Raw genomic sequence first — 24,481 nt, forward strand, 5'->3', positions numbered from 1 at the left:
ATTCCGAGCAAAGCGAGGAATCTCACGCTGAACATAAGCTTTGTTATCGTTTCGGATACTTCGGGCTTCGCCCTCAGTATTCAGAAGATAACGCGGGATCCTTCGACTGCGCAGACTTCGTCTGCTCCGCTCAGGATGACAAAGGGCGGCGCGGGTGCGAGACTGCGCGGACGAGCAATGCTCGTCCCTACGGGCGCGATGCTTCGCATCGCTCCGCTCAGGATGACAGACCTTCGCCGCTCCGCGAAGCGCCGCGCCTTTGATTCATCAGTAAATAAACTTCACATAAAGGAGAAAACCCCATCATGAAAGTCATCTACTTCGACGGACACGTCGACCAGTGCGCTCCCGAGGAGGAGCAGCACGTCATCCGCCACACCGCGGCGCATATTCTCGCGCAGGCGGTCAAGCGCCTTTATCCGCAGGCGAAGTTCGGCTTCGGCCCCGCCAACGAAAAGGGCTTCCACTACGATATCGACCTCGGCGACGTCACGCTTTCGGACGCCGACCTCCCCGCCATAGAGGAGGAGATGAAGAAGATCGTCAAGGAAAACCTGCCGCTCAAATCCTTTATCCTGCCCCGCGAGGAAGCGATAAAGCTCATGGAGGACCGCGGCGAAAACTACAAGGTCGAGCACATCGCAGACCTCGAGGACGACGCGCCCATCAGCTTCTTCCAGCAGGGCGAGTATATCGATATGTGCACCGGCCCGCACCTTACCTACACGAAGGCGCTGAAGGCGTTCAAGCTGACCGGCGTTTCCGGCGCATACTGGCGCAACGACGCCTCCCGCAAGATGCTCACCCGCATCAACGGCACCGCCTTCGCGACGGGCGAGGAGCTTGAGGAGTACCTGCGCATGCTCGAGGAGGCGAAGCTCCGCGACCACCGCAAGATAGGCAAAGAGATGCACCTTTTCATGACCGACGACCTCATCGGCAAGGGGCTCCCGATGTTCCTCCCGAACGGCTACACCGTCTGGCAGGAGCTTGAGGAGTATATCAAGGAGAAGGAGCGCCGCCTCGGCTATCAGCACGTTCTGACGCCCTGCGTCGGCACCGTCGGGCTCTACGAGACCAGCGGACACTGGGAGCACTACCGCGAGAATATGTTCCCGGTCATGGAGGTCGACCAGGAGCAGTTCGTCCTTCGCCCGATGAACTGCCCGCACCACATGATGATATACGCCAACCGCCCGCATTCCTACCGCGACCTGCCGATACGCATCGGCGAGATCGCGCACGACTTCCGCTACGAGCCCAGCGGAACGCTGAAGGGCATCGAGCGCGGCCGCCACTTCTGCCAGAACGACGCGCACCTCTTCGTCACGCCGGAGCAGATAAAGTCCGAGGTCGGCACGGTCGTCGACCTGATCTTCAGCGTCTACAAGGACTTCGGCATCACGAACTACCGCTGCGTGCTTTCGCTGCGCGACCCCGCGGACAAGGTCAAGTACCATCAGGACGACGCGATGTGGGAGCACGCGGAGAACGCGCTGCGCGAGGTGCTCACCGAGCTGGGCATCAACTTCACCGAGGAGATCGGCGAAGCGGCGTTCTACGGCCCGAAGCTCGACGTCAACGTCCAGCCCGCCGTCGGCGCGGAATACACGCTTTCCACCTGCCAGCTCGACTTCTGCCTGCCGGCGAAGTTCAAGCTGACCTATATCGACAAGGACGGCTCCGAGAAGACCCCCGTCGTGCTTCACCGCGCGATACTCGGCAGCCTCGACCGCTTCATGGCGTATCTCATCGAGGAGACGAAGGGCAAGTTCCCGCTCTGGCTCGCGCCGACGCAGGTCAAGGTGCTGCCGGTTTCCGAGAAGAGCATGGACTACGCCGCGCAGGTCGCGGAGAAGCTCAGGGACGCCGGCGTCCGCTGCGTGCTCGATGACCGCAACGAGAAGATCGGCTACAAGATCCGCGAGGCGAGGCAGGAGGACAAGGCGCCGTATATGATCATCGTCGGCGAAAAGGAAGTTGCCGAGGGCATCGTTTCCGTCCGCGACCGCGACACCGACCAGACCGCGCCGTATTCGTATGACGAGTTCGAGGCAAAAGTGCTGAAGGAGATAAAAGACAGGGTATAAGCGAAGCTTATCTGCGCCGAAGGCGCGATTCGTGACGTCGAAAGCGCCAATAAATTAAAAAAACCGCACCCTAACGGGTGCGGTTTTAATTATGCGTATAAACTCCGTCTTACAGCGGCTTTTTCTTTATCCGCGCGAAGGCGCGGGGATACGCCTCCGGAGTCGGCTTCGTTTTTCTTATCACGACCAGCGCGCGCTCGGCGCCGCCGATCTCGGCGCGTTCGACGCGCTCGACCTCGCCGCCGAGCACGGCGACCGCGTTTTTCGCCTCTGCGATCTCCGCGTCGGCGCCGCGCCCCTTATAAGCGAGGAAGACGCCGCCGACCTTGACGAAGGGCATACACAGCTCGCAGAGCACGTTCAGCGCGGCTACTCCGCGCGAAACGGCGCAGTCGAAGCTCCCGCGCATCGGCGGCTTCGCCGCCTCCTCGGCGCGCGCGGCGACGGCGGTGACGTTCGCGCCGGCGACCCGCGCCGCCTTCGCGATGAAGGCGACCTTCTTCCCGGTCGCGTCCAGCGCGGTAACGTCCAGGTCTGGGCGCGCGACCGCCAGCGGTATCGCGGGCAGTCCCGCGCCGCTGCCTACGTCGATGACCTTCGCGCCCTCGGGCGGGAAGCCGAACTTCAGCGGCAGCAGGCTGTCGAGGAAGTGCTTGACGGCGATATCCTCCGGCGCGGTCAGCGCGGTGAGGTTGTATTTTTCGTTTTCGCTGACGAGGAACTCCGCGTAGTCGCAGAGCGCCTCCGCCTGCTCCGCCGGCACTCCGCCGCCGAGCAGGATCCTTTTTATTTCTTCTCTCATCCGATTATGTACGAAGGAAACTGCGTTTCCTTCACTATGCCTCGCGGTGGTCTCTGAAGAGCAGCGAAATGCACCACAGTCCCGCCAGACCGACGAGGGTGTAGATGACGCGCGCCCACGCCGGAAGCGGCGAGACGTCGGTCATGCGCACGAGGTCGTAGGCGAAGATGCCGACGCTGCCCCAGTTGAGCGAGCCGATTATCACGAGGATAAGCGCGATCCTGTCGATTATCTTCATATCCGTTAAGTCCTTTCATGCGGGGCGAAAAAGCCCCTTTTGCGCATATTTTGCCCCGTGCGGAAAGGATTATGCGGATATGATTATGGGAAATTTTGTAAAAAGCGCGCGCGTTTTGTCATCCTGAGCGGAGCGGCGGAACGCCGCGCAGCCGAAGGATCTCACGCAGCGCAGCGGTCGGTTTGTCATCCTGAGCGGAGCGATGCGAAGCATCGCGCAGTCGAAGGATCTTAAAGACGAGCTGTCCCTTTCAGCGTAACGCCGCGAAAGAAAACAGAACGCCGCGAAAGAAAACTTAACGTAGCCCCCGTTTCCGACTGCGCACTTTCCCGATAACACGACCGTTACCGACAAGATCCTTCGACTCCGGCTTCGCCTTCGCTCAGGATGACAACGTATGCGCTTACGTTCTGTCATTCCGAGGAGGAGGCAACGCCTCCGACGAGGAATCCCCCGCCTTATGCGGCCGTCATCTTACGGTGTGGGATCCTTCGGGCTTCGCCCTCAGGATGACAGGCGTTTCCGCGCAGATTCCGGAAACCGCCGGAAAGATCCGCTTTTACGCTTTCCAGAGGCCGTGGAGGTTGCAATACGCGTACGCCGCTTCGATCTCGTCGTCTTCGGCGATATAGAAGACCGCCTTCGGCTCGTCGCCGGGCTTCAGCGCCTTGCGCTGATTGCCGCCCTTGGTTTTGAGGGCGACCCACTCTATGTAGTGCTCCTCGGCCATCGGATGCGCGGCGCTGCCGACGGAAACGGTCACTACGCCGCCTTCGCGGGCAACGACGGGAACGTGCTTCTCGGCGGAAGCGTCGACCGAGCCGGCGACTATCTCCTGCATCGGCTTGCCGCAGCACATGACCGGGCAGGGCTTTTTCTTGACGACTGCGACTATCTGGCCGCACACTTCACATCTGTAAAACTTCATTTCCATTTTCGTTTTCTCCCTTTTTATATTATTTTAATGAAGACTGTTTGTATGTCATTCCGAGGCGGCGCAAACGCGCCGCAGTTTTGTCATCCTGAGCGGAGCGATGCGAAGCATCGCGCCCGTAGGGACGAGCATTGCTCGTCCGTGCATTCTCGCACCCGCGCCGCAGTTTTGTCATCCTGAGCGGAGCGGCGGAACGCCGCGCAGTCGAAGGATCTCACGTTATCTTCCGAATACCGAGGGCGAAGCCCGAGGTATCTGTGGGATGAGATCCCTCGCTTCGCTCGGGATCCAAAAGGAAAACCGGGATTCTTCGACTCACTGCGCCTTCGGCTTCGTTCGCTCAGAATGACAGACTTACGCCGCGGCTTCGTCCGTCGCGGAGGCGTTCTGTCTGCTCTCGAAATATCCGTATATCTTCGGCAGCTTTTCTTTTATCGCGGCGTTGAGCGTCGCGTTGAACTCCTCGCTCCGCAGGTCTTCGCCGGTGTAGGCGCCGGTCGCGTCTATCATTTCGGGCTTCGCGCCCGGATCGCGCCTCATGTCGACGGAGCAGTAGAGCGCAAGGTCGACGTCGCTGCCGACCAGCAGCTTCGGCAGGGAAACGGAAAGCTCGGCGTCGATCCCGATCTCGTCCGAGGTGAAGGCGCGGACGGTCGTCGTCAGCTCGAAGAGCTTGAAGGTCAGGCCGCCTATGCCGACCTTGACGTCCGATTCGGTAACGGCGGCGCCGTCACGCTCGGCGGTCTTTCCGGAGACGGAAACGGCGTAGGGCACGCCGTTGGCGATCACGCGCAGGTCGAGCTTCGACTTCTTGCCGCCGACGCTGCTCTCGGCGTCGAAGAGATCCACGCCCTTCTTGTCGTCGGTGATCTTCATGAAGGCGAGAACGCCGCTCTCGCCGCCGTCGACGCCCGCTTCGAGCGTGTATCTGGCTTCGGGGTGGTCGAGCGAAACGCGTTCGCCGATTATCTTTTCGTCTTTGGTGAAGCGCTTCCAGGTCAGTTTGACGTTCTTGTTATAGTCGCGCTGTTCCTTTGAAGTTTCTTCATTCGCGATCTCGCGGAGAAGACTGCGCATATCGTCGGCGTGTTCGCCGGCGATCCCGTCGAGCTCGGGATCGTCCGCGATCTGCGCGGCGGTCTTTTTCAGCGCGTCGTAAAGGTCGTTGCCGTCGGCGGAAAGCGTCAGGCAGTCGAGCTCAGCTTCGCCGCCGGCGGTGCGGAACTTCTCCCTGCTGCGCGTGAAGCAGCCGTCCGCGACGTTGTTGAGGAAGGGCTCGGCGTAACGCGCGATGAGCGAAACGTAGGAGAAGTCGGGCGCGAAGGGCGTCGAGCCGAAATCGTCTTCGCCGAAGTCGAAGTCGAAGCCGTCGTCGAGGTCATCGTCGAGATCGAAGCCGTCGTCAGCGTCAAAGTCGCTGTCGAGGTCTAAACCGTCGTCGAGGTCGAAGTCGTCGTCGCCCTCATAGACGTAATAGGGGTTGCCGTCTTCGTCATAGGCGAGGGTCCAGCCGTCGTCAACGTCGAAGTCGTCGCCGAGGGATTCGTAGAATTCGCGGGTGTTGCGTATCATGGAGTCGACGAAATCCTCGTCGTATTTTCCGGCGTAATAGGCGATATCGAGCTTGCCGTCGCCGTCCGCGTCGACGTAGAGGTCGCCGTTTTCGGCGAAGAACTTGCCGTTTTCGTCGAAGTCGTAATCGGCTTCGTAGGCGTCTTCGTCGAGGTCGATTATCCCGTGCTCCTCCTCGTAGGCGTCGAAGTCGAAGTCGTCGCCGAAGCCGGTGCCGGCGAAGTCGCTCTGCGAGAGCTTCACCGGGCGGTCGAGCAGGCCGGGCAGCGAAAGAACGACGTCGCCGCCATCGGTGGAGAAGAGGGCGCTGAGCGTTTCGCCGAGCATCTCGAGCGAGAAGTCGCCGGAGGCGGAAACGCCGTCGGTGACCACGCTTACGGCGAGGCCGAGCGTGTCGCCGATATCTCCGAGCAGCGCGGAGAAGGCGGAGAGGCCGGAGGCGTTGAGCCTTATCCTGCCGGACATGCCGGAGGCGGCGCCGTCCGCGAGCGCGTCGCCGTCGATCTTCGCGACGGGCGCGGCGAGGGATTCGACGAGGTCGGAGTAGTAGCTCTGCGAGCCGATGAACGCCTGCTTGGTTTCGGCGTTCGATTTGCCGCATCCGCCGAGGGCGGTCAGGCACGCGAAGGCGATCAGGCACGCGAGGATGAGAGAGATGAGTTTTTTCATGGCGGTTTCTCCTTTCGAGAGGGGAAAGTGTAGGTAATAAGTAATAGTAAATAGGTAAGGAACAAATCGCGGAGCGATTTGAATTATTCCCGATGCAGCGCGTCTGTCATCTTGAGCGGAGCGATGCGAAGCATCGCGCCCGTAGGGACGAGCACCGCTCGTCCGTGCATTCTCGCACCCGCGCCGCCCTTTGTCATCCTGAGCGAAGCGGCGGAACGCCGCGCAGCCGAAGGATCTTAAAGACGAGCTTTCCTTTTCAGCGGAACGCCTCAAAAGAAAACGAAACGTAACCCCCGTTTCCGACTGCGCACTTTGCCTTTCACACGACCGTTACCTTCAGGATCCTTCGACTCCGGCTTCGCCTTCGCTCAGGATGACAACGTATGCAGCCGTCATCTTTCGGTGTGGGATCCCTCGGGCTTCGCCCTCGGGATGACAGATCGTCGGTCAAAACAGCGGCGTGTAGTCCTTAGTCGCGGAGCCGCGCTCCTGGAACCAGCCGTCGAAGCCGAGCTTTTCGGCTTCCTCCGCCGCTTTATTATATTCATAGGTAGTTATCCGCCGGCGCAGCTCGGGGAACTTCTCCGCGTCCGCGAAGTCGGGGACGTACTGCGCCATCAGCGAAAGCAGGACGTTTTTCGCGCCGACGGCGTCCGCGGCGATCCGCAGGACTTCGACGCTGTCGCGCCACGCGCCGGGCAGCACGAGGTGGCGCATTATGACTCCGCGCTTCAGCATGCCGTTCTCGAAAACGGGCGCGCCGGTCTGCGCGGCCATCGCCTTCAGCGCGGCGAGCGCGGCGGCGGGGTAGTCGGGCGCGGCGGAGTATTTCTCCGCGAGCGCGGGGGAGGCGTATTTGAAGTCGGTCAGGTAGATATCGGCCGTGCCGTCGAGCTTCGCGAGCGTTTCCGCCGTTTCGTAGCCGGAGGTGTTCCACACGACCGGCAGGCGAAGACCGCCGGACTTCGCGAGGGCGACCGCTTCGATTATCGCGCCGGCGAAGTGCGTCGGCGTGACGAGGTCTATGCAGTCGGCGCCCCGCCGCTGAAGGCCGAGCATCGTCTCCGCGAGCTTTTCGACGGAGTATTCCTCGCCGACGAGCCCGCGCGAAACGGCGCGGTTCTGGCAATAGACGCATTTCAGGGAGCAGCCGCTGAAGAAGATCGCGCCCGCGCCGCCTCCGGCGCAGATGCAGGGCTCCTCCCAGCGGTGAAGCATCACCTTCGCGACGCGCGGGAGCGCGCCTTCGCCGCAGAAGCCGCGTGAAGCGGCGCGGTCAACGCCGCAGCGGCGCGGGCAGAGTGTGCAGGGCATAAGGAAGTACCTCTACGGGATTTTTTAGGATAAATGAAGTCACTCGCTTCGCTCGTTAATGAAGACGTTTCACTAATGAAGACGCCGCTTCGCGGCTGATGAAGCCGTTCGCTGCGCTCGCTGATTAAGGATCAAATTGCCGAAGGCAATTTGAATATATTCAAATCGGCTCTGCCGATTTGTTCCTTAATGCCGCCTCGGCGGCATATCATACCGGAGGAACGCCGGTATATCACGCGCAAAGCGCATATCATATTCGCAAGGCGAATATATCATTGCGAGCTCTCCGAGCTCGCATCCTTCGCTTCCGGATACCAGTAGCTCATCTTCCAGCCGCCTTCGCCGAAGGGGGAGAGGATGATGCGCAGTTCGTAGACCGTGCCGTTAAGCATCGCGTCGACGGTGAACTTTATCTGCTCCTCGGTGTTCTCGACCATGGTGAAGGTGTCGAGATCGGGGTGGAAAAGCAGGGATTCCTGCGGATCGTCCGTGCGGACGTAGAGCTTGCCGTCCACGTCGCGGTAGCGCGGGACGACGTCGCTGTCGTCGCTCATGCCGGCGGAACGCTTCAGGTCGGCGAGGAAACTGCCGGTGAAGAACATATCGACGTAGCTTGTCATATTTTCCAGCGTTTGGAACGTGGACACCGCGGAGGGCGCCCAGGTGTGGCCGTCCAGCTCTATGGTTTCGGATTCGACGTAGTCGAGCCCCTTGCCGCCGTAGTATTCCACCGCCCAGCAGGCGGGAGTGGCGCAGCGCTCGAAGTAGCAGTAGGTATCGTATTCGCTCATACCTTCGCCGGGCTGCTTGACAAAGCGCGGGTCGTCGGTGCTCTGCGAAGAGGTGTTGCGGTTCTTCTGATTCCCGTTCTCTCGCGGCCCGACGATGCGGTCGCAGGATGCGAGGGCGAGCGCGAGCGCCGCGACGAGCAGCAGGGGAATGAGGCGTTTGAGGATTTTCATATGCGTTGCTCCTTGTGGGAAAATATCCGGGTGAGGACTGTCATCCTGAGCGAAGGCGAAGCCGGAGTCGAAGGATCTTGTCGGTAACGGTCGTGTTATCGGGAAAGTGTGCAGTCGGAAACGGGGGCTACGCTTCGTTTTCTTTCGCGGCGTTACGCTGAAAGGGATAGCTCGTCTTTAAGATCCTTCGGCTGCGCTCCCGTCGGTCGCTCCGCTCAGGATGACAAAGGGCGGCGCGGGTGCGAGAATGCACGGACGAGCAATGCTCGTCCCTACGGGCGCGATGCGTCAATATCACTGCGAACGAAGTTCGCCCGGGGGATTCCTCGTCGGCGGCGCTGCCTCCTCCTCGGAATGACAGGCGCGGCAAATCACTTGCCGCTTATTGTGACTCCGTCGAACGCGGCGTAGGGGAGCACGCTCGCGCCGTCGGCGACGCGTTCGGTCGATATGCCGCGCAGGTTCATCAGCAGGTCGGCGAGGTTTCCGTTTATCATTATCTCGCTGACGGCGTCGGTGATCCTGCCGTTTTCGATAAGGAAGCTGTTCTTCGCGACGCCGGAGAAGTCGCCGTTGGTGCCGGGCTGTCCGCCGGAGAAGCGGCCGAGCAGCAGTCCTTTGTCGACGCCGGCGACGAGCTCTTCAAGCGGCGTATCGCCCGCGGGGACGACGAGCGCCCAGGAGGAATTCTTCGCGCGGTCGAAGCCGGTCTTGTTCGAGGCGTAGAGCGAGAGCAGGAAGCACTGCAGCACGCCGTCCTTGATGAAGTCGAAGTCCTCGCTGACGAAGAGGTCTTCGGTGACGCGCTCGGCGCCGACGATCGCGGGATCGAGCGGCGCGAAGCGGACGTTCAGCCGCGTATCCGCGACCTGCGTGCCGAGCTTGTCCTTCCAGGGCGAAGTGCCCTCGATGATGACGCCGCCGGAGGCGAAGTTTTCCGCCGCGAGCCCGATGAACTCGCCGAGCATCATGGGGGTCAGCACCAGCGTGCCTTCGAACTTGCCGCCGATCGACTTCGGGTCGGTCTGTTTCGAGACGGCGTCGAGGTCGGCGCGTATCGAGCCCATGTCGATTATCGGCTGCGTCGGGTCGGTGAATACCACGCCGGAGCCGAAAAAGGAGGAGGACTTGTCTCCGTCGTGCGCGGAGAACATAAGATAGACCTCGTAGCGCCCCGATTCGCCGGTGAAGCGGACGCCGTTGGAGTTCAGCTTCACGCTCGCGCCGTAGTGGTAGGAGGCGACGAGCTGCTCGATAAGTATGTTCGGCCAGCCCGCCGCGATGTCGTTTTTCAGCTTTTTGACGGCTTCGAAAAACGCGTCGCGGTCACATTCGAGCGCGCCGGAGGGGAAGTCTTGCGGCTCGCAGGCGGGGGAGATGTCCCATGCGTCGTCGGGAACGGCGCTCTGCGCGGCGGCGACGGCGTCGCGGGCGGCTCCGTCGATGCTTTCGCGGTCGAGCGCGTTGGTGGATGCGCCGCCGTTGCGTCCGCCGACGTAGGCGGTAACGCCGACGCCTTCGTTGAAGATGGTGCGCATCAGCGAGAACTCCCCGCCGTCTATGTTGAATTCGGTCGTGCTGCCGTTGAAGGCGGTGACGACCGCCTTGTCCGCGCCGGCGTTTTTCAGCGCTTCGAGCGCGTACTGCGCGGCGCCCGTCAGTTTTTCATACTTCATATTATCTACCTCCAACCATAATGCGGCAGCGGATGTCCGGGCCGCCCATGCCGACGGGCATCGGCTGTTTCTTTCCGCACATTCCGGAGCAGGTCCAGTCCATGCGGTCGGAGACCATGTCCGCGGTCTTGAGCATCTCGAAGGCGACTCCGGTGATGGTGGTGTCGAGTATCGCGCGGCCTTTCTTGCCGTTCTTTATCTCGTAGCCGAAGGGGATGCCGAACATGAATTCGCCGGTCGTGTCCGCCTGGCCGTTGTTGGTGGTCATGAAGTAGTAGCCGTCGTCGACGGAGGCGATCATGTCTTCGAGCTTGTCCGTTCCGGGGAGTATCGCGGTGTTGCGCATACGGATCAGCGGCTCGTCCATGAAGGAATAGGCGCGCGCGTTGCCGTGCGGCTTCATGCCGAAGTGCTCGGCGGTCTCGCGGCTGTTCATGTAGCCGACGAGGATGCCCTTGTCGATTATCAGCTCGTCCTCGGCGGGCGTGCCTTCGTCGTCGACGTAGATCGGCAGCGGCGCGGCGCCCTGCGGCGTCGTGTGCGCGTAGTCGACGAGGGTTATCTTGTCGGAGGCGACGCGCTTGTGAAGCATCGGGCCCGCGACGGAGCCGCCGAGCACGAGGTCTGCCTCAGTCGTGTGACCTACGGCCTCGTGCGCGAGTATGCCTGCCACCTCCGCGCCGAGGATGCAGACGCGCTCGCCGGCGTCGGCGTAGACGCCCTCGCGCTTCTCCATCAGGCGGTTATAGAGCCTGTCGATGACGGGGCGGAGCAGGGCGGGGTCGGTGAAGTTGTCCGCGAAGCCGCCGAATCCGCCGGCCACGTCGTAGAGCTCGACGGTGACGCCGGCGTCCGTTTCGGCGGAAAAGTCGAAATAGATGAAAGCGCGGGGCATAAGCGAGTGGCTGTCATAGCCGTTATCGACGCGCAGAAGCTTCTCCATCGAGTCGCAGCGGACGGAGATCGTGCGGCCGGTGAGCTTCGGGCAGTTTTTGACGACGTAGTCGTCGAGCTGACGAGCGAAGTCGATCATGACCGACTGCGGAACGTCGTCGTAGGGTTTGGCGGTGTCGACGCCCGAGCAGGGCAGGAGGGGCAGCGCGCCCTTGCCCTTGCCGGCGTGCGCGTCCATAAATGCGGCGTTCTCGGTGGCCGCCTTCAGCACGGCGGCGACGCGGTCTTCGCTCATTTCGCTGTCGGCGGCGAAGCCGTAGACGCCCCCGCGGTAGACGCGGGCGCTGACGCCGGAGTTTTCGGTGCGGCTGTTTGATACGAGGTTGCCGGAGAGAAGCCCGACGGCGCGGCGCGTGTTGCGGTGGAGCCGCAGCTCGGTGTGCGCGTTTGGGTCGAAGCCGTTTTTGTAAACGGAAACGTTGTCGTAGAGCATATATGTTTTTCCTTTCGGGGTTTGTATTTACTGCGGAGCGGGTAGTGCGTGCAGTGCGGGGAGCGCGTGTAGTGCGGGGAGCGCGTGCATCATTCTGTCATCCTGAAGCGGCGCAGCCGCTGAAGGATCCCACACCCTTTGCGGACGTTTGCATATTTGTCATCCTGAGCGGAGTGACGCGTCAGCGTCACGAAGTCGAAGGATCTTGTCGGAAACGCATATGCTCTCGGGGAAAGTGCGCGGTAGAAAACGGAGGTTATCCTTCCGTTTCTTACGCGGCGTTTCGCTGAAAAGGATAACTCGTCTTTAAGATTCTTCGACTCGCTTCGCTCGCTCAGAATGACAAGCGCCCCGCGTTCGCTCGGGGGATTCCTCGTCGGCGCGTTCGCGGCTCCTCGGAATGACAGGGGCGGAGCGCGGCTTTCGGGCTTAGAGCGATTCGGCCAGTCCTACCGAGACGCGCAGCAGGAGCAGCGCGTCGGCGACCGTTACGCTTCCGTCGCCGTCGACGTCGGCGGCGTCGTCGTCTTCGATAAGATCCGCCGCCATGCGCAGTGCGCGGAGCGCGTCGGAAACGGTGACTTCGCCGTCGCCGTCAAGGTCGCCCTTTACCGGCGGCACGGAGTGTTCGATCTTGAAGGCGTAGACAAGCGTCGCGCCGTCGCAGGGGAGCATGAATACGTGCCAGCCGTCCGCGGTGACGGGCGTTCCGGCGGCGTAGGGCTGATTGTCGAGCAGCGCCTGAAGTTCGGCGGGCTCCCAGGTGATCGCGGGCGCGTCGCCGGTCGTAAGGTCGTAGGTGCGGCCGTCCTCGACGCCGTATATGACGGGCATGACCGCCTTGCCGACGGTGAACTGCACGCCCGCCATGCGCCAGCCGTTATAGGCGATGAGCATATGCTTGCCGTTGCCGATGGGCGTTCCCTCGGCGTAGGGCTCGCCGTCGAGCGTTATCGACTCGGCGTTGGCGAAGGTCGGCTCGGGCGCCTCGCCCGCTTCGTATTCCTTCTGATGCTCAACTCCGTTTATGACGGGCGCGGCGTACGCGGAGAGGTTCGTGCCGCCCGTGTGGGCGACGTCCTCGTTCAGATCGCGGTATGCGATCGCGCCGGAAACTATCGCGGGCGTGACGTAGGCGGAATCGGTGATCGCGGTCATTTCCGCTTCGTAGTAGTCAAGTATCCTGCCGAGCACGACGTTGTCCGTGTTGAGCTCGCGGAGCATATCAGCGCGGCGGAGCTGCTCGAGCGCGGGGAGGAGCACCTGAATATCGTAGCCGTTCATCAGATCGTCCTTAAACGCCTTGATCGCGGCGGCGTCCAGAGCAGAGGAGTTGAGGCTGGCGGTGAAGACGGCTCCGTCGAGGCGGCTGTCGCCGTTCGGCTCGGAGCCTATGCCGTACTTGACGTTTCTGTTGTAGTTGATGCCGCCGGTCATGGCTTCGGAGGCGACGGCTTCGCCGTCGAGCCAGAGGGTGAAGTTTTTGTTGTCGTAGGTGACCGCGGCGTTGCAGACCGCGCCGAGCGGGACGGCGCTTTCGGAAACGAGCGTCAGGTCGGTCTTGTCGGACTTGTTGACGGTGGCGCAGAGCCTGCCGTCCTCGTCGAGCCAGAGGCGGAGACCGCCGTTGGAGTAGCAGGAAACGAGCGTCTGCTCCGCGCCGAAGCGGTTGACGGTGAAGACGGTCTCGAGTGTGAGCTTTTTCTGCGTCAGCGTGTAGTAGGAGTTGCTCATCGCGACGGTGAGTTTCGAGCCGTCGGCGGGAACGTAGGCGAACTTGTCGTTGACCTTTTCGACGCTGCCGCCGATCTGCTTGACCTCAAGCGCGCTGACGGCGTTCCGCGCCTCGCCCGAGGCGAAGTCGACGGTGAAGAGCTTGCCGCGCGTGAAGGCGGGTATCTGCTTCTGCTTGACGGAAGCGAATTCATAGACGAGCGGTTCGCCGCGCTTGCCGAAGGATTCGATAGGCACGACTTCGAGACGGTAGAGCGCGTATTCCTCCGCTACGTCCTTAAAGGTCCAGCTGACCGTGCTCTTCATGTTCTCCAGCCCCTTGTAGAAGTCGGAGAATATCAGCGCCTTGCCGGCGGGGGTCGACGAGCCGTTCTTGTAGAGCTTCAGGTCGTAGGAGTGGACGAAGTCGTCGTGATGCGCGGCGTCGAAGGTCACGGTGATGTTGCTGCCGGACATGTTGGCTTCGGCGGCGGCGTTCGGCGCGAAGAAGGGCGCGGTGCGGGAGTCCGCGCGCGCGTCGGTGTATTTGAAGGTGGATTTCTGCAGCGGCAGGTCGAGCACCCACTTATCCTTTATCTGCCTGCCGGTAGCGGCCTTGACGCGGGTTATCTCGATGCGGTCGGAGTAGATCTCGAGGTAGAGGTACTGCTTCGCCTGATCCGCTTCGGGCGGCACGGAGCCGTTGTCCTTGCCGTATTCGAGCTCGGTGTAGGAGAGGGAGGAGGTGCCTATCGCCGTGAAGTCGCCCTGCCAGATCGAGCGTTCGTCGTCGAGGACGGCGTGGGAGTGGCCGGAGAAGTGGACGGCGTTCGGGTAGTCCTCGATTATGCCGCAGAGGAAGTCGTTGCACCAGTTGGCGTCGGGGCCGCTGGCGTAGACGGTGTTTTTGACGTGCTGATGCGTGATGACGAATATCGGCTGTCCCTCGGGGGTGTCGGCCTTCGCTTTGTTCAGCTCCGTGCGGGCGAAGGTCTTTTCGCCGATGCCGTAGTTACCGTTGGTGGCGGTGCCGAGCGCCGGATTGGCGGAGATGACGATGAAGTGATAGCCGCCGATGACGAGGTGCTTGTTCGGCTCGCCGAAGTACTGACGGTAGACGTTCAGCGAGTTGTCTTCCCATACGTCGTGGTTGCCGGGGACGGTCACGAGCGGGATCTCGTCGCCGATTATCTCGCCGTACTTCTGCAGAAAGAAGGGGTAGATCGTGCTCGGGCTGGCGCCGTCCGCGATGTCGCCGACGTCGATGACCGCGTCGACTCCGTGGTCGGCGAAGTACTGCATCGCGGAGATCGTGGCTTCCATATTGGCGCCTGTGGTGCTGTTCAGCTGATGGTCGCCCATTATTCCCATGCGGAATACGGGCTGTTCCTCGGGCGTTTCGGGTTCGGCCGCGAAGGCGGCGGGAACCGCGCCCGCAAGCAGGGAAAGGGAAAGCAGGAGAGCGATTAGTTTCTTCATGGTAGATACTTCCTTTCTGCGATGATATTTCAACAGATATATTATATCATCGTCAGAGGAACGTGTCAATGGAAAGATGTGAGCGCGCAATTTTCCTTTATCCTCTACTTGATATTTTTTGAAACGTCTGTTATAATATACTATGTATAAATGGGTAAGTGTCAAAAAGGGGCGTTGCGCCGTCACGAAAAGGGCGAGTCGCCCCGCCCTTCCCACTTATATCGAAAGCGGCGCGCGTCCGCGTCCGCCTGCTAACAGATTACGCGCCGGAGCCGCCTCCGGTTACCGCGTCGGCGTCCGCGGGTTTTCCGCCGCGGACGGAAAATGAAAGGAGCAGCGCAAATGAGAGTCGCACCGTCGCTTATTTCAGCGGATTTCTCGCGTCTCGGCGAGGAGCTGGGAAATATCCGCGCCCTCGGGCTCGACGCCGTCCACCTCGACGTTATGGACGGGGCGTTCGTGCCGAATATGACCTTCGGGCAGGTGCTTATAAAGTCGCTTCGCCGCGTGAGTACGCTCTGCTTCGACACCCACCTTATGATAGAGAAGCCGGGGCGCTATATCGACGATTTCATCGCCGCCGGCAGCGATATCATCACGATACATATAGAGGCGACCGGCGACCCCGTCTCCGACCTGCGCCGCATACGCGAAGCGGGCGTGCTCGCGGGCGTTTCGGTCAAGCCGAAGACGCCGGTTTCCGCGCTTGAGCCCTACCTCGACTATATCGACCTTATCCTCGTGATGACCGTCGAGCCGGGTTTCGGCGGGCAGGGCGCGATCCCCGAATGTATAAAAAAGATCGCCGAGGCGAAGGCGCTCGTCGGCGGCAGAAATATCATTATAGAAGCGGACGGCGGCGCGACCGTGAAGAACGCCGCCGAGTTCCGCGACGCAGGCTGCGGTATGCTCGTCGCCGGCACCGCCTTCTTCAAGGCGGCTGACAGAGCCGAAGCCGTCTCCGCGCTGAAAGCGGAGTAACGCCGCCTGCGGCTGTCATCCTGAGGGCGAAGCCCGAAGGATCCCACACCGCAAGCAGCCGGTTGCATATTTGTCATCCTGAGCGCAGTGACGCGTCAGCGTCACGGAGTCGAAGGATCTTGTCGGAAACATGTGTGTTTTCGGAAAAGTGTGCAGTCGAAAACGAAGGTTACTTTTTCGTTTCTTACGCGGCTTTCGCTGAAGAGGACAGCTCGTCTTTAAGATTCTTCGACTCGCTTCGCTCGCTCAGAATGACAAACGCTCTGCTTACGGCGGAGGATTCCTCGTCGGCGCGTTCGCGGCTCCTCGGAATGACAGGCGCGAACGCCGATGCGCCGCAAGCTCCGTCACCTCGCGCGCCACTCCCTCAGAAAGGCCGCTCTCGCCTCCGTCGGATAGCTCACCTCGCAGAAGTCCCAAGCCCGCGCCGCGAGGCGCTCGGCGTCGGCGCAGGGGAGAAAGAGCAGCAGCGTGACGCTCCCGTCCGGATGCGGCGTGAATACCGGCGAAAACTCCCTATGTATCCGCTCTATCACCGTGCCCGCGGCGGCGAGATCGCGGAAGCGGAGCGCGATCTCGCATTTCCCCTCCCGCGCCGGACGCAGCAGCAGCGCGGCTCCGCGCCCGAGCGCGAAGGCGTCCACCGCGACTCTCGCGGGCGGCGGCAGGAACGCCGCCTTCACCGCTTTTCTCACCGCGCCGCGAAAGCGCGGGCTTTCCGGCGAAACGCCGTCCGGCAGCTCCGCGCCGCTGAGAAACGCCACCGCGCAGCCGTTTATCCTCGTTATTTCCATATCGAAACTCCGTAAAGCGTTATTCGGGCTTCGCCCGTTTAATACAATGATACTAACGCAACAGCAAGTAATCAAGAGGTGATATTTGCCAATGCTCAACAGATTCAGGGGCGGCGTGCATCCGCCCTATAACAAGTCGCCGCAGAACGAGCGCGCGATAATCCCGCTTGAGCCGGGCGAAACGCTGAAGGTGCCGCTCAGTCAGCACATCGGCGCGCCCTGCGTTCCCGTCGTGAACGTCGGGGACGAGGTGCGTCTCGGCCAGGTCATCGGCGAGGTGCCGGAGGGCAAGCTCGGCGCGAGGGTGCACTCTCCCGTTTCCGGCAGGGTTGCGGGCTTCGAGATGATCCCGCACCAGTCCGGCGGCTTCTGCAAGTGCGTCGTCATCGAGAACGACGGCAGGGATCTGCTCGATCAGTCCATTCTGCGCGAGCCGCGCGACGTCGACTCCATGACTCCGGAGGAGATATGCGAAGCGGTGCGCCGCGCCGGCATCGTCGGCATGGGCGGCGCGGGCTTCCCGACCGCGGTCAAGATATCGTCCTGCCGCGGCAAGACGATCGACTACTGCATCGCCAACGGCGCGGAATGCGAGCCGTACCTTTCCTGCGACGACCGCGTCATGGTCGAGCGCTCCGAGAAGGTCGTCGGCGGCGTGCTCCTGCTTTCCCGCGCGGTCGGCGCGAAGCACACGGTCATCGCCATCGAGAAGAACAAGCCGAACGCGATAAAGTGCATCGAAGCGGCGGCAGCGGCTTCTCCCGGCGGTATAACCGTCGTCCAACTGCCTGTGAAATACCCGCAGGGCGGCGAAAAGCAGCTCATCAAAGCGATAATGAACAAGCGCGTTCCGGGAGGCAAGCTCCCTGCGGACGTCGGCGCGGCGATATTCAACGTGTCGTCCTGCGCCGCATCCTACGACGCGTGCAGATACGATATGCCGCTGGTGACCACCACCGTGACCGTCGCGGGCAGCTGCGTCAAGTCACCCGAGAACTTCGAGGCGCGCGTCGGCACGCCCTTCTCGGTGCTGGCTTCGGCGTGCGGCGGCTTCTGCGAGAACCCCGCGAAGGTGATAAGCGGCGGCCCGATGACCGGCGCCGCGCTCAGCACGCTTGAAACGCCCGTCACGAAAACCACCACCGGTCTGATAACCTTCACCGAGGCGGAGGTCAAAGGCGAATACAACGGCGCCTGCATCCGCTGCGGCAAGTGCGTGACCGTCTGCCCGATGAACTTAAGTCCGCTGCTCTTCGCCGCCTACGGCGAGGTCAACAACGTCGACGCGCTGCGCCGCTATCACGTCAAGGACTGCATCGAATGCGGCTGCTGCGCCTACGTCTGCACCGGCCGCGTGCCGCTGCTCGCGCGCATCCGCGCCGGCAAGGCGCGCGTCGCGATAGCGGAGCAGGAGGAAAAAGAAAAAGCCGCGCAGGCGGCGGCAAAGGAGGCGGCGAAATGATCGATAACGAAAACAAGGTCACCGTTTCCGAAAAAATGCTGACCGTCACGCTCCCGCCGCACATCCGCGAGAACGAAGGCACCGCCCGCGTCATGGGCTGCGTGCTGCTCCCGCTGCTCTGCGTCGTCGCGCTTTCGACGTATTACTACGGGCCGCGCGTGGTGATCATCACCGCGATAAGCGTGCTTTCCTGCGTGCTCAGCGAGTGGCTGTATCAGCGGCTGACGATGAAGAAATGCACGGTCGGAGACCTCTCCGCCGTCGTCACCGGCACGCTGCTGGCGTGTACTCTGCCGCCGTCCATCCCCGTGTGGATGCCGATAGTCGGAGGCGTATTCGCGATAGTGATAGTCAAGCAGGTGTTCGGCGGCATCGGCAGGAACTTCATGAATCCCGCGCTCGCCGCGAGAGCGTTCATGATGCTGTCGTGGCCGGCGTCCTTCAACACATGGCCGCCGGTGCATACGCACCTGTCGCTTTTCAAGTCGATGCCGGATCTGATCACCTCCGCGACTCCGCTCGCCTCGCTGAAGGCGGGAGAACAGCCTGCGGAAGATCTGCTTCAGCTCTTCATCGGCGAACGCGCCGGCAGCATCGGCGAGACCGCCGCGGTCATACTCATCGCCGGCGGACTGCTCCTGCTCGTCACGCGCGTGATAACCTGGCACATCCCCGCGGCGTACATAGGCACGGTCGCGGCGATCGCGCTGATATTCCCAAGAGTTTCCTATATGCCGCTCGGAACGTACGTTCTGACCGAGATAATGTCCGGCGGCGTGCTGCTCGGCGCGATTTATATGGCGACCGACTATTCCACCGCGCCCGTCCACCCCGTCGGCAAGATAATATTCGGCGTCGGGTGCGGCGCACTGACGATGTTCATGCGCTACAAGGGCAGCGGCCCCGAATCCGTCTGCTTCGCGATCCTTGTGATGAACTGCTTTACCTGGATGATAGACCGCGCCACCGCGCCGGTCCGTCTGCGCGATAACTGGACGAAAATTAAGGCGAAGTTCGCCCGGAAGGGGGCGGCGCGATGAAGATCTTCAAGAATCAGATCCTCAAGCTCTGTGTGTCCCTCTTCGTGATAACGGCGGTCGTTTCGCTCGCGCTCGCGGGCGTAAACGCGCTGACGAAGGACCGCATCGCCGCGCTCGAGGGCGAGGCGGAGTTCAACACGATCCGCCAGTTCTACGACTACGACGCGGTCTTCGAGAAGCTCGCTCTCGGCGACGGCACCGAATACTTCGCGGCGTATAAGCCCGCGAACGCGGAGGGCGAAACGCCCGCGCCGCAGGAGCCTGCGTCCGACGCCGCGGAGCAGTCTTCGGAGGAATCCTCCGAAACCCCCGCGTCTTCGGAAGAGTCGTCGGAAGCGTCTTCGGAAGAGTCGTCGGCTTCGCCCGAAACGCCGTCCGAACCCGAAACGCCCGCGCAGGATAACGCCTCCGGCGAAAAGGGCGAGCTGCTCGGCTATGCCGTTACGGTCTCCGAGAACGGCTACGGCGGCGAGATAAAGATGCTCGTCTGCTTCGACAAGTTCGGGCAGGTAAACGGTATGGGCGTGATCTCGATGTCAGAAACGAACGGCGTAGGCACGCGCATCACCGGCGAAGGCTTCTTCGATCAGTTCACCGGCAAGTCCGCTCCCTTCAAGTTCGTCAAGGGCACGCCCTCCGGTAAGAACGATATAGCCGCCATCACCGGAGCGAGCATATCCTCCAAGGCGGCGGTCGGCGCGGTCAACAAGGCGTTCGTCCTGCTGTCCGACCTGTTCATAGAAGGTTAGGGGGCGGCGTTATGAAGAAGAACAACTACGGCAAGATCCTGAAAGACGGAATCATAACTCAGAACCCCGTGCTCGTGCAGGTGCTCGGCATGTGCCCGACGCTGGCGGTCTCCACGCAGCTGATGAACGGACTCGGTATGGGAGTCGCGGTCACGGCGGTGCTTATCTGCTCCAACCTGTTCATATCCCTGCTGCGCAAGGTCATCGACAAGCGCATCAGGATCGCCTCCTTCATCGTCATAATCGCGGGATTCGTGACGATGGTCGAAATGCTCATGAAGGCGTTCCTGCCCTCGCTTTCGGCGAGCCTGGGCGTCTATATCCCGCTGATAGTCGTCAACTGCATAATCCTCGCCCGCGCCGAAGCCTTCGCGAGCCGCAACAAGCCTCTGCCGTCGGTCGTCGACGGTCTCGCCTGCGGACTCGGCTTCACCGGCGCGATATGCATAGTTTCAACGATCCGCGAGGTGCTCGGCACCGGCGCGCTGCTCGGCTACGACTTCAAGCTCATTCCGCCGATAATGATATTCTCGCTCGCGCCCGGCGGTCTGCTGGTGCTCGGTCTGGTCATGGCGTTCTGCGCCTGGATAAGCAAGCGCCGCAAGGCGAAGGCGGCTCCCGCCGGAGAAGCGGCCGCGCCCGAAGAAGCAAAAGCGGAAAAACCGGCGGAGCCGGAGATCAAGCCCGCCGCGAATGAGCCGCAGCTTGAGAAAGCAACGGTCAAGCCGCTTATAACAGTAGTGGAAACGAAGGCCGCGGAAGCGGCGGAGGAAATAGCTCCCGCCGAGGCCTCCCCTGTGCAAGGGGAGGTGTCGCCGCAGGCGACGGAGGGGTTGTTGACTTCCGATAAGCCGCAGCCCGCGGAAGAGGCGGAATCCGCCGATACCGGCGTTCCGCAGGAGGAAGGGGATTCCCCGTCGGCTTCGCCTCCCCGGAATGACAGCGAACCCGCGCCCGCGGCCGAACCCGAACCCGCGGCTGAAACCGCCGAAGGCGGAGCTCCCTCAGACGAGGGAGCTGTCGAGGACGGCTTGCCGTCCGAGACTGAGGGAGGGAACGCCGCCCCCGCCTCCGACGAGATAACCTACGCCTCCGAAGAGGAGCGCGAAGCGGCGCTCGCCGAGGCGCTCCGCTACTTCGGCGGAGCCGAAACCGAAACCGGCTATGCCGGCGGAGCCGAAACGGCGGAAGAGCTCGCTCCAGCCGCGGGCTCCCCTGTGCAAGGGGAGGTGCCGCCGCAGACGGCGGAGGGGTTGTTGACTTCCGAGCCGCAGTCCGCGGAAGCGGCGGACTCTGTCATCCCGAATCCGCAGGGTGAGGGATCCCCCGCCGACGCCGGCGCTTCCAAGCCCGAAGCGAAACCCGCCGCGAACACCCAACTCACCTTCGACACGGAGGAGGACGGCCTCGAGCCGCCGTCCTTCATGACGGAGCCGGTGACGCGTCAGCGCGATAAGAAGGAGGGACGTTAGTTATGGCAAAGCTTATTCCCATAATCCTCGGCGCGATACTGATAGAGAACTACGTTCTCGTGCGCTTTATGGGCATGTGCCCCTTCCTCGGCGTATCCAAAAACACAAAGACCGCGTTCGGTATGGGATGCGCGGTCATATTCACGATAACGATATCCTCGGCGGTGACCTACGCGCTGAACACCTACGTTCTCAAGCCGCTGAATATCGAATACCTGCAGACGATCGCGTTCATCCTCGTCATCGCGTCCATGGTGCAGCTCGTCGAGCTTGCGCTGGCGAAGTTCATTCCCGCGCTCTACGAAGCGCTCGGCATCTACCTGCCGCTGATAACGACGAACTGCGCCGTGCTCGGCTCCGCGCTGCTCGCGGTGCAGAGGGAGTATAATTTCCTCGAGAGCGTCGTCTTCGGATTCTCCGTCGCGCTCGGCTTCATGCTCGTGCTGGTGATATTCTCCACCATCCGCGAGCGTATCGATATGAGCAACGTGCCGGAGTCCTTCAAGGGCCTGCCCTCCACCCTGATCGCCGCGGCGCTCGTGTCGCTGGCGTTCATGGGCTTCAGCGGCCTTGCGCTGTAAGGGGGTAGTAATATGAAAGAACTGCTCATACCCTTCGCCGTTATCGGCGCGATCGGCGCCTTTTTCGGCCTGATGCTCGGCGTCGCCGCTAAGTTCTGGAAGGTCGAGAAGGACGAGCGCATCGACCGCATCCTCGGCCACCTGCCCGGCGCGAACTGCGGCGGCTGCGGCTTCTCCGGCTGCGGCGCCTTCGCGGAAGCGGTCGTCAAGGGCGACGCGTCCTGCGACGGCTGCAAGGTCTGCGACGAGGCCGCGCATAACAGCATCCACGAAATAATGGGCGTCAGCGGCGGCGAATACAAGCCGCACGCCTCCTGCGTCGCCTGCCACGGCACCTCCGCGAAGCAGCGCCAGGAATTCAAGGGCGCGCTCGACTGCCTGTCCGTTGCGAAGATCGGCGGCGACAAGCTCTGCCCCTACGCCTGCATCGGCCTCGGCAGCTGCGTGCAGTCCTGCAAGTTCGACGCCATACACGTCGTCAACGGCGTCGCCGTCGTAGACGACGAGAAGTGCACCGCCTGCGGCGCCTGCGTCCGCGCCTGCCCGAAGCGCCTGATAAAGATCCAGCCGAAGGACAGCGTTTTCGTCGGCTGCTCCTCCCGCGACGCCGGCAAGCGCGTCCGCGAGCTCTGCGACCGCGGCTGCATCGGCTGCCGCATCTGCGAAAAGACCTGCGAGCACGACGCGATCCACGTCGTCGACAACCTCGCGGTCATAGATCAGTCCAAGTGCACCGCCTGTGGCAAGTGTATAGAGAAATGTCCAAAAAAGGTTTTAATGAGAGCTTAACGCGGCGCTGTCCGGCGGCAGAGCGAACCGTAGGGACGAGCATTGCTCGTCCGCGCATTCACGCACTCACGCCTGTCATCCCGAGCGAAGCGAGGGACCCCACACCTTTCGCAGCCGTCTGCATAGGGCGGGGGATTCCTCGTCGGCGGCTTCGCCGGCTCCTCGGAATGACAGAGCGCCGCTGAAACCGTAGGGACGAGCATTGCTCGCCCGCAAACGCTTCCGTCAGTACCCGCGCGGCAACGTAAAAGCGGGCTTCGCCCGCCGCCCGCGCATCAACTTTCAGCCGTATCAAAAAGGAGAAACCATTGGCATACCGTAACAGTTACAACTACAAAGGCGGATCGAAGAAGGTCAGAGACTCCCGCCGCGTCAAGCGCGGAATGCGCATCGCGGGGTGGACGGTGCTTTGGCTCTTCGTCGGTATGCTCATAACGCATCTGATATTCTCCGTCGCGTCGAAGTCCGGCGAGAGGCTTGCTGAACTGGACAGTCAGGGCATACCGCCGATAGCCTCGCCGACGGAGGAGATAAACTCGCGGCTCACCGCCGCGTGCTGGTGCGGAGGCAATTTCACCGATTCCTACTATACCGACCGCCTTATCGCCATGCTCAAACGCAAAGGGATAACCGAGGCGGTGCTGGATATCAAGCCGGAGAGCGGAGTCCTCGCATACGCGAGCGCCCTGCCCGCCGCGCGGCGGCTCGGCGCCGTGCCGGAAAACGTGCCGGAGCTTGACCGCATAATCGTAAAGTTCAAAAACGCCGGCATAAGAATCATCGCCCGTATGTCGCTCTACGTCGACGACCTCGCCGCGACGGATCTGAAGCACTGCGCAGTAGAATCGCGCGAGGTGACCGAAACCGAGGTCGACGAAGAGGGCAACGAGACGACCGTCGTGCGCAACGAGAAGGTCGACGCGATCTGGCGTGACAGAAACGGGCACGCCTGGCTCAGCCCCTTCGATCCCGCCGCGGCCGAATACGCCCGCGACCTCCTCGTCGAGCTCGCGCAGGGCGGAGTCGACGCCGTTCTCGTCGATAACGTGCGCTTCCCGACAGCTTCGGACGGAGACGACGGGACGGTGATATTCCCCGATGAGGAGACCGCGGAAATACCGCGGGCCGGCGCGGTCAGACAGAATATCGAGGTCCTTTATTCCGCGGCGAAGTCCGCGGGGATAGAGCTGTACGTGGCGATGGATACGCCCTTCTGCTGCGGCGAACAGGACGAACGCGCGGGCATAACCTTCAACGTCTTCGGTCTGAAGGCGGACGTCGTCTGTCCGACGGCGACGCTCAGCCGCCTTCACGCGGACGGCGTCGCGTCGATCGGCAGATACGCCTTCGGCGACGTGCAGAGCGCGGATCTGCCGGAGCTTTTCGAGGCGATCTGCGGCGGCCTTCATATGATGCAGGGCGCGCTGGAAGATCCGCCCGCGGTGATGCCGTTCATTCAGGTTTATTCCGATGAAGCGGCGAATATCGAGCTTTCGCCCGACGACGTCAAGGCGCAGACCGGCGAGCTCGACAAGCGCCATATAAACGGCAGGATACTCTACGGCTCCGCGGAAGAGCTCGGCAGACTGCTTCCCGACGCGGAATCCGGCGCCTCCGGCCGTGGCGAAGAATACAGTTCCGCCGAGCCCGACTCCGGCAGCTCCGAGCCGGAATCCCGCAGCTCCGAAAGCGATACCGACGTCAAGGTCGTCATGCCGGAGGAGCGGGAAGAGATAACCGAGCCCGACGAATAAACAAGCGAAAGCACAGACCGAGT

19 protein-coding genes are annotated in these 24,481 nt (G+C 62.1%); 9 read left to right on the forward strand and 10 right to left on the reverse strand.

The genetic code is table 11. The features are described from left to right. Nucleotides 1–305: 305 nt before the first annotated feature. Nucleotides 306–2,090: a threonine--tRNA ligase gene (gene thrS, locus J5441_01545; GenBank protein ID MBO4933838.1), complete on the forward strand. Its 1,785-nt coding sequence runs from the start codon at nt 306–308 to the stop codon at nt 2,088–2,090. Nucleotides 2,091–2,199: 109 nt separating this feature from the next. Here the strand turns inward: thrS and rsmG are convergent, their stop codons facing one another. The 9 genes from rsmG to J5441_01590 all read right to left on the reverse strand — a co-directional run bounded on the left by rsmG (nt 2,200) and on the right by J5441_01590 (nt 14,836). Further along, complete coding sequence (rsmG, locus tag J5441_01550) at nt 2,200–2,892, reverse strand: 16S rRNA (guanine(527)-N(7))-methyltransferase RsmG (GenBank protein MBO4933839.1); 693 nt, start codon at nt 2,890–2,892, stop codon at nt 2,200–2,202. A 34-nt stretch (nt 2,893–2,926) separates the two neighbouring features. Continuing rightward, nucleotides 2,927–3,130, reverse strand: a complete 204-nt coding sequence (locus J5441_01555; GenBank protein MBO4933840.1) for a DUF378 domain-containing protein — start codon at nt 3,128–3,130, stop codon at nt 2,927–2,929. A 559-nt stretch (nt 3,131–3,689) separates the two neighbouring features. After that, a complete protein-coding gene (locus J5441_01560; protein MBO4933841.1) occupies nt 3,690–4,058 on the reverse strand; it encodes a desulfoferrodoxin in 369 nt (122 codons plus the stop codon). 360 nt (nt 4,059–4,418) lie between these two features. Then, complete coding sequence (locus tag J5441_01565; protein MBO4933842.1) at nt 4,419–6,305, reverse strand: hypothetical protein; 1,887 nt, start codon at nt 6,303–6,305, stop codon at nt 4,419–4,421. Between the two features lie 447 nt (nt 6,306–6,752). Further along, nucleotides 6,753–7,619 carry a radical SAM protein gene (locus tag J5441_01570; protein MBO4933843.1) on the reverse strand — a complete coding sequence of 289 codons (867 nt, stop codon included), beginning with the start codon at nt 7,617–7,619 and terminating at the stop codon, nt 6,753–6,755. A gap of 272 nt (nt 7,620–7,891) precedes the next feature. Beyond that, on the reverse strand, nt 7,892–8,581 hold the full coding sequence (locus J5441_01575; GenBank protein ID MBO4933844.1) for a hypothetical protein: 690 nt from the start codon (nt 8,579–8,581) through the stop codon (nt 7,892–7,894). A 371-nt stretch (nt 8,582–8,952) separates the two neighbouring features. Continuing rightward, entirely contained in the window at nt 8,953–10,257 is a 1,305-nt protein-coding gene (locus tag J5441_01580) for a TldD/PmbA family protein (GenBank protein MBO4933845.1), read from the reverse strand. Nucleotide 10,258: 1 nt separating this feature from the next. Beyond that, on the reverse strand, nt 10,259–11,644 hold the full coding sequence (locus tag J5441_01585) for a TldD/PmbA family protein (protein MBO4933846.1): 1,386 nt from the start codon (nt 11,642–11,644) through the stop codon (nt 10,259–10,261). Between the two features lie 429 nt (nt 11,645–12,073). Further along, complete coding sequence (locus J5441_01590; protein ID MBO4933847.1) at nt 12,074–14,836, reverse strand: metallophosphoesterase; 2,763 nt, start codon at nt 14,834–14,836, stop codon at nt 12,074–12,076. 342 nt (nt 14,837–15,178) lie between these two features. Between J5441_01590 and rpe the strand changes: the two genes are divergently transcribed. Next, nucleotides 15,179–15,817 carry a ribulose-phosphate 3-epimerase gene (gene rpe / locus J5441_01595; protein ID MBO4933848.1) on the forward strand — a complete coding sequence of 213 codons (639 nt, stop codon included), beginning with the start codon at nt 15,179–15,181 and terminating at the stop codon, nt 15,815–15,817. Between the two features lie 347 nt (nt 15,818–16,164). On the opposite strand, the gene J5441_01600 is transcribed toward rpe, so the two are convergent. Next, the gene (locus tag J5441_01600; GenBank protein MBO4933849.1) at nt 16,165–16,611 is read right to left on the reverse strand and encodes a hypothetical protein; all 447 of its coding nucleotides are present in this window, start codon (nt 16,609–16,611) and stop codon (nt 16,165–16,167) included. Between the two features lie 91 nt (nt 16,612–16,702). On the opposite strand from J5441_01600, the gene rsxC reads away from it, so the two are divergent. From rsxC to J5441_01635, 7 genes are all read left to right on the forward strand, one after another. Beyond that, the gene (gene rsxC / locus J5441_01605) at nt 16,703–18,073 is read left to right on the forward strand and encodes an electron transport complex subunit RsxC (GenBank protein ID MBO4933850.1); all 1,371 of its coding nucleotides are present in this window, start codon (nt 16,703–16,705) and stop codon (nt 18,071–18,073) included. A 35-nt stretch (nt 18,074–18,108) separates the two neighbouring features. Next, complete coding sequence (locus J5441_01610; GenBank protein ID MBO4933851.1) at nt 18,109–19,113, forward strand: RnfABCDGE type electron transport complex subunit D; 1,005 nt, start codon at nt 18,109–18,111, stop codon at nt 19,111–19,113. Next, on the forward strand, nt 19,110–19,862 hold the full coding sequence (locus J5441_01615; protein MBO4933852.1) for an FMN-binding protein: 753 nt from the start codon (nt 19,110–19,112) through the stop codon (nt 19,860–19,862). Before J5441_01610 ends, J5441_01615 begins: the two co-directional genes overlap by 4 nt. A gap of 11 nt (nt 19,863–19,873) precedes the next feature. Continuing rightward, nucleotides 19,874–21,334 (forward strand): electron transport complex subunit RsxE, encoded by a 1,461-nt coding sequence (gene rsxE / locus J5441_01620; GenBank protein MBO4933853.1) that lies wholly within the window; start codon nt 19,874–19,876, stop codon nt 21,332–21,334. A gap of 2 nt (nt 21,335–21,336) precedes the next feature. After that, on the forward strand, nt 21,337–21,915 hold the full coding sequence (gene rsxA / locus J5441_01625) for an electron transport complex subunit RsxA (GenBank protein ID MBO4933854.1): 579 nt from the start codon (nt 21,337–21,339) through the stop codon (nt 21,913–21,915). Between the two features lie 12 nt (nt 21,916–21,927). Beyond that, nucleotides 21,928–22,704: an RnfABCDGE type electron transport complex subunit B gene (locus J5441_01630; GenBank protein MBO4933855.1), complete on the forward strand. Its 777-nt coding sequence runs from the start codon at nt 21,928–21,930 to the stop codon at nt 22,702–22,704. A gap of 308 nt (nt 22,705–23,012) precedes the next feature. Next, nucleotides 23,013–24,458, forward strand: coding sequence for a hypothetical protein (locus J5441_01635; GenBank protein MBO4933856.1), 1,446 nt, complete (start codon nt 23,013–23,015; stop codon nt 24,456–24,458). Nucleotides 24,459–24,481: the final 23 nt, after the last annotated feature.

It is taken from the genome of Clostridia bacterium (assembly GCA_017620395.1).
Classification (GTDB): domain Bacteria; phylum Bacillota; class Clostridia; order Oscillospirales; family RGIG8002; genus RGIG8002.

What these genes read in the sequence shown, in the direction of transcription:
- thrS (MBO4933838.1), top strand. Translation starts at nt 306, where the DNA reads ATGAAAGTCATCTACTTCGACGGACACGTCGACCAGTGCGCTCCCGAG.
- rsmG (MBO4933839.1), bottom strand. Translation starts at nt 2,892, where the DNA reads ATGAGAGAAGAAATAAAAAGGATCCTGCTCGGCGGCGGAGTGCCGGCG.
- J5441_01555 (MBO4933840.1), bottom strand. Translation starts at nt 3,130, where the DNA reads ATGAAGATAATCGACAGGATCGCGCTTATCCTCGTGATAATCGGCTCG.
- J5441_01560 (MBO4933841.1), bottom strand. Translation starts at nt 4,058, where the DNA reads ATGAAGTTTTACAGATGTGAAGTGTGCGGCCAGATAGTCGCAGTCGTC.
- J5441_01565 (MBO4933842.1), bottom strand. Translation starts at nt 6,305, where the DNA reads ATGAAAAAACTCATCTCTCTCATCCTCGCGTGCCTGATCGCCTTCGCG.
- J5441_01570 (MBO4933843.1), bottom strand. Translation starts at nt 7,619, where the DNA reads ATGCCCTGCACACTCTGCCCGCGCCGCTGCGGCGTTGACCGCGCCGCT.
- J5441_01575 (MBO4933844.1), bottom strand. Translation starts at nt 8,581, where the DNA reads ATGAAAATCCTCAAACGCCTCATTCCCCTGCTGCTCGTCGCGGCGCTC.
- J5441_01580 (MBO4933845.1), bottom strand. Translation starts at nt 10,257, where the DNA reads ATGAAGTATGAAAAACTGACGGGCGCCGCGCAGTACGCGCTCGAAGCG.
- J5441_01585 (MBO4933846.1), bottom strand. Translation starts at nt 11,644, where the DNA reads ATGCTCTACGACAACGTTTCCGTTTACAAAAACGGCTTCGACCCAAAC.
- J5441_01590 (MBO4933847.1), bottom strand. Translation starts at nt 14,836, where the DNA reads ATGAAGAAACTAATCGCTCTCCTGCTTTCCCTTTCCCTGCTTGCGGGC.
- rpe (MBO4933848.1), top strand. Translation starts at nt 15,179, where the DNA reads ATGAGAGTCGCACCGTCGCTTATTTCAGCGGATTTCTCGCGTCTCGGC.
- J5441_01600 (MBO4933849.1), bottom strand. Translation starts at nt 16,611, where the DNA reads ATGGAAATAACGAGGATAAACGGCTGCGCGGTGGCGTTTCTCAGCGGC.
- rsxC (MBO4933850.1), top strand. Translation starts at nt 16,703, where the DNA reads ATGCTCAACAGATTCAGGGGCGGCGTGCATCCGCCCTATAACAAGTCG.
- J5441_01610 (MBO4933851.1), top strand. Translation starts at nt 18,109, where the DNA reads ATGCTGACCGTCACGCTCCCGCCGCACATCCGCGAGAACGAAGGCACC.
- J5441_01615 (MBO4933852.1), top strand. Translation starts at nt 19,110, where the DNA reads ATGAAGATCTTCAAGAATCAGATCCTCAAGCTCTGTGTGTCCCTCTTC.
- rsxE (MBO4933853.1), top strand. Translation starts at nt 19,874, where the DNA reads ATGAAGAAGAACAACTACGGCAAGATCCTGAAAGACGGAATCATAACT.
- rsxA (MBO4933854.1), top strand. Translation starts at nt 21,337, where the DNA reads ATGGCAAAGCTTATTCCCATAATCCTCGGCGCGATACTGATAGAGAAC.
- J5441_01630 (MBO4933855.1), top strand. Translation starts at nt 21,928, where the DNA reads ATGAAAGAACTGCTCATACCCTTCGCCGTTATCGGCGCGATCGGCGCC.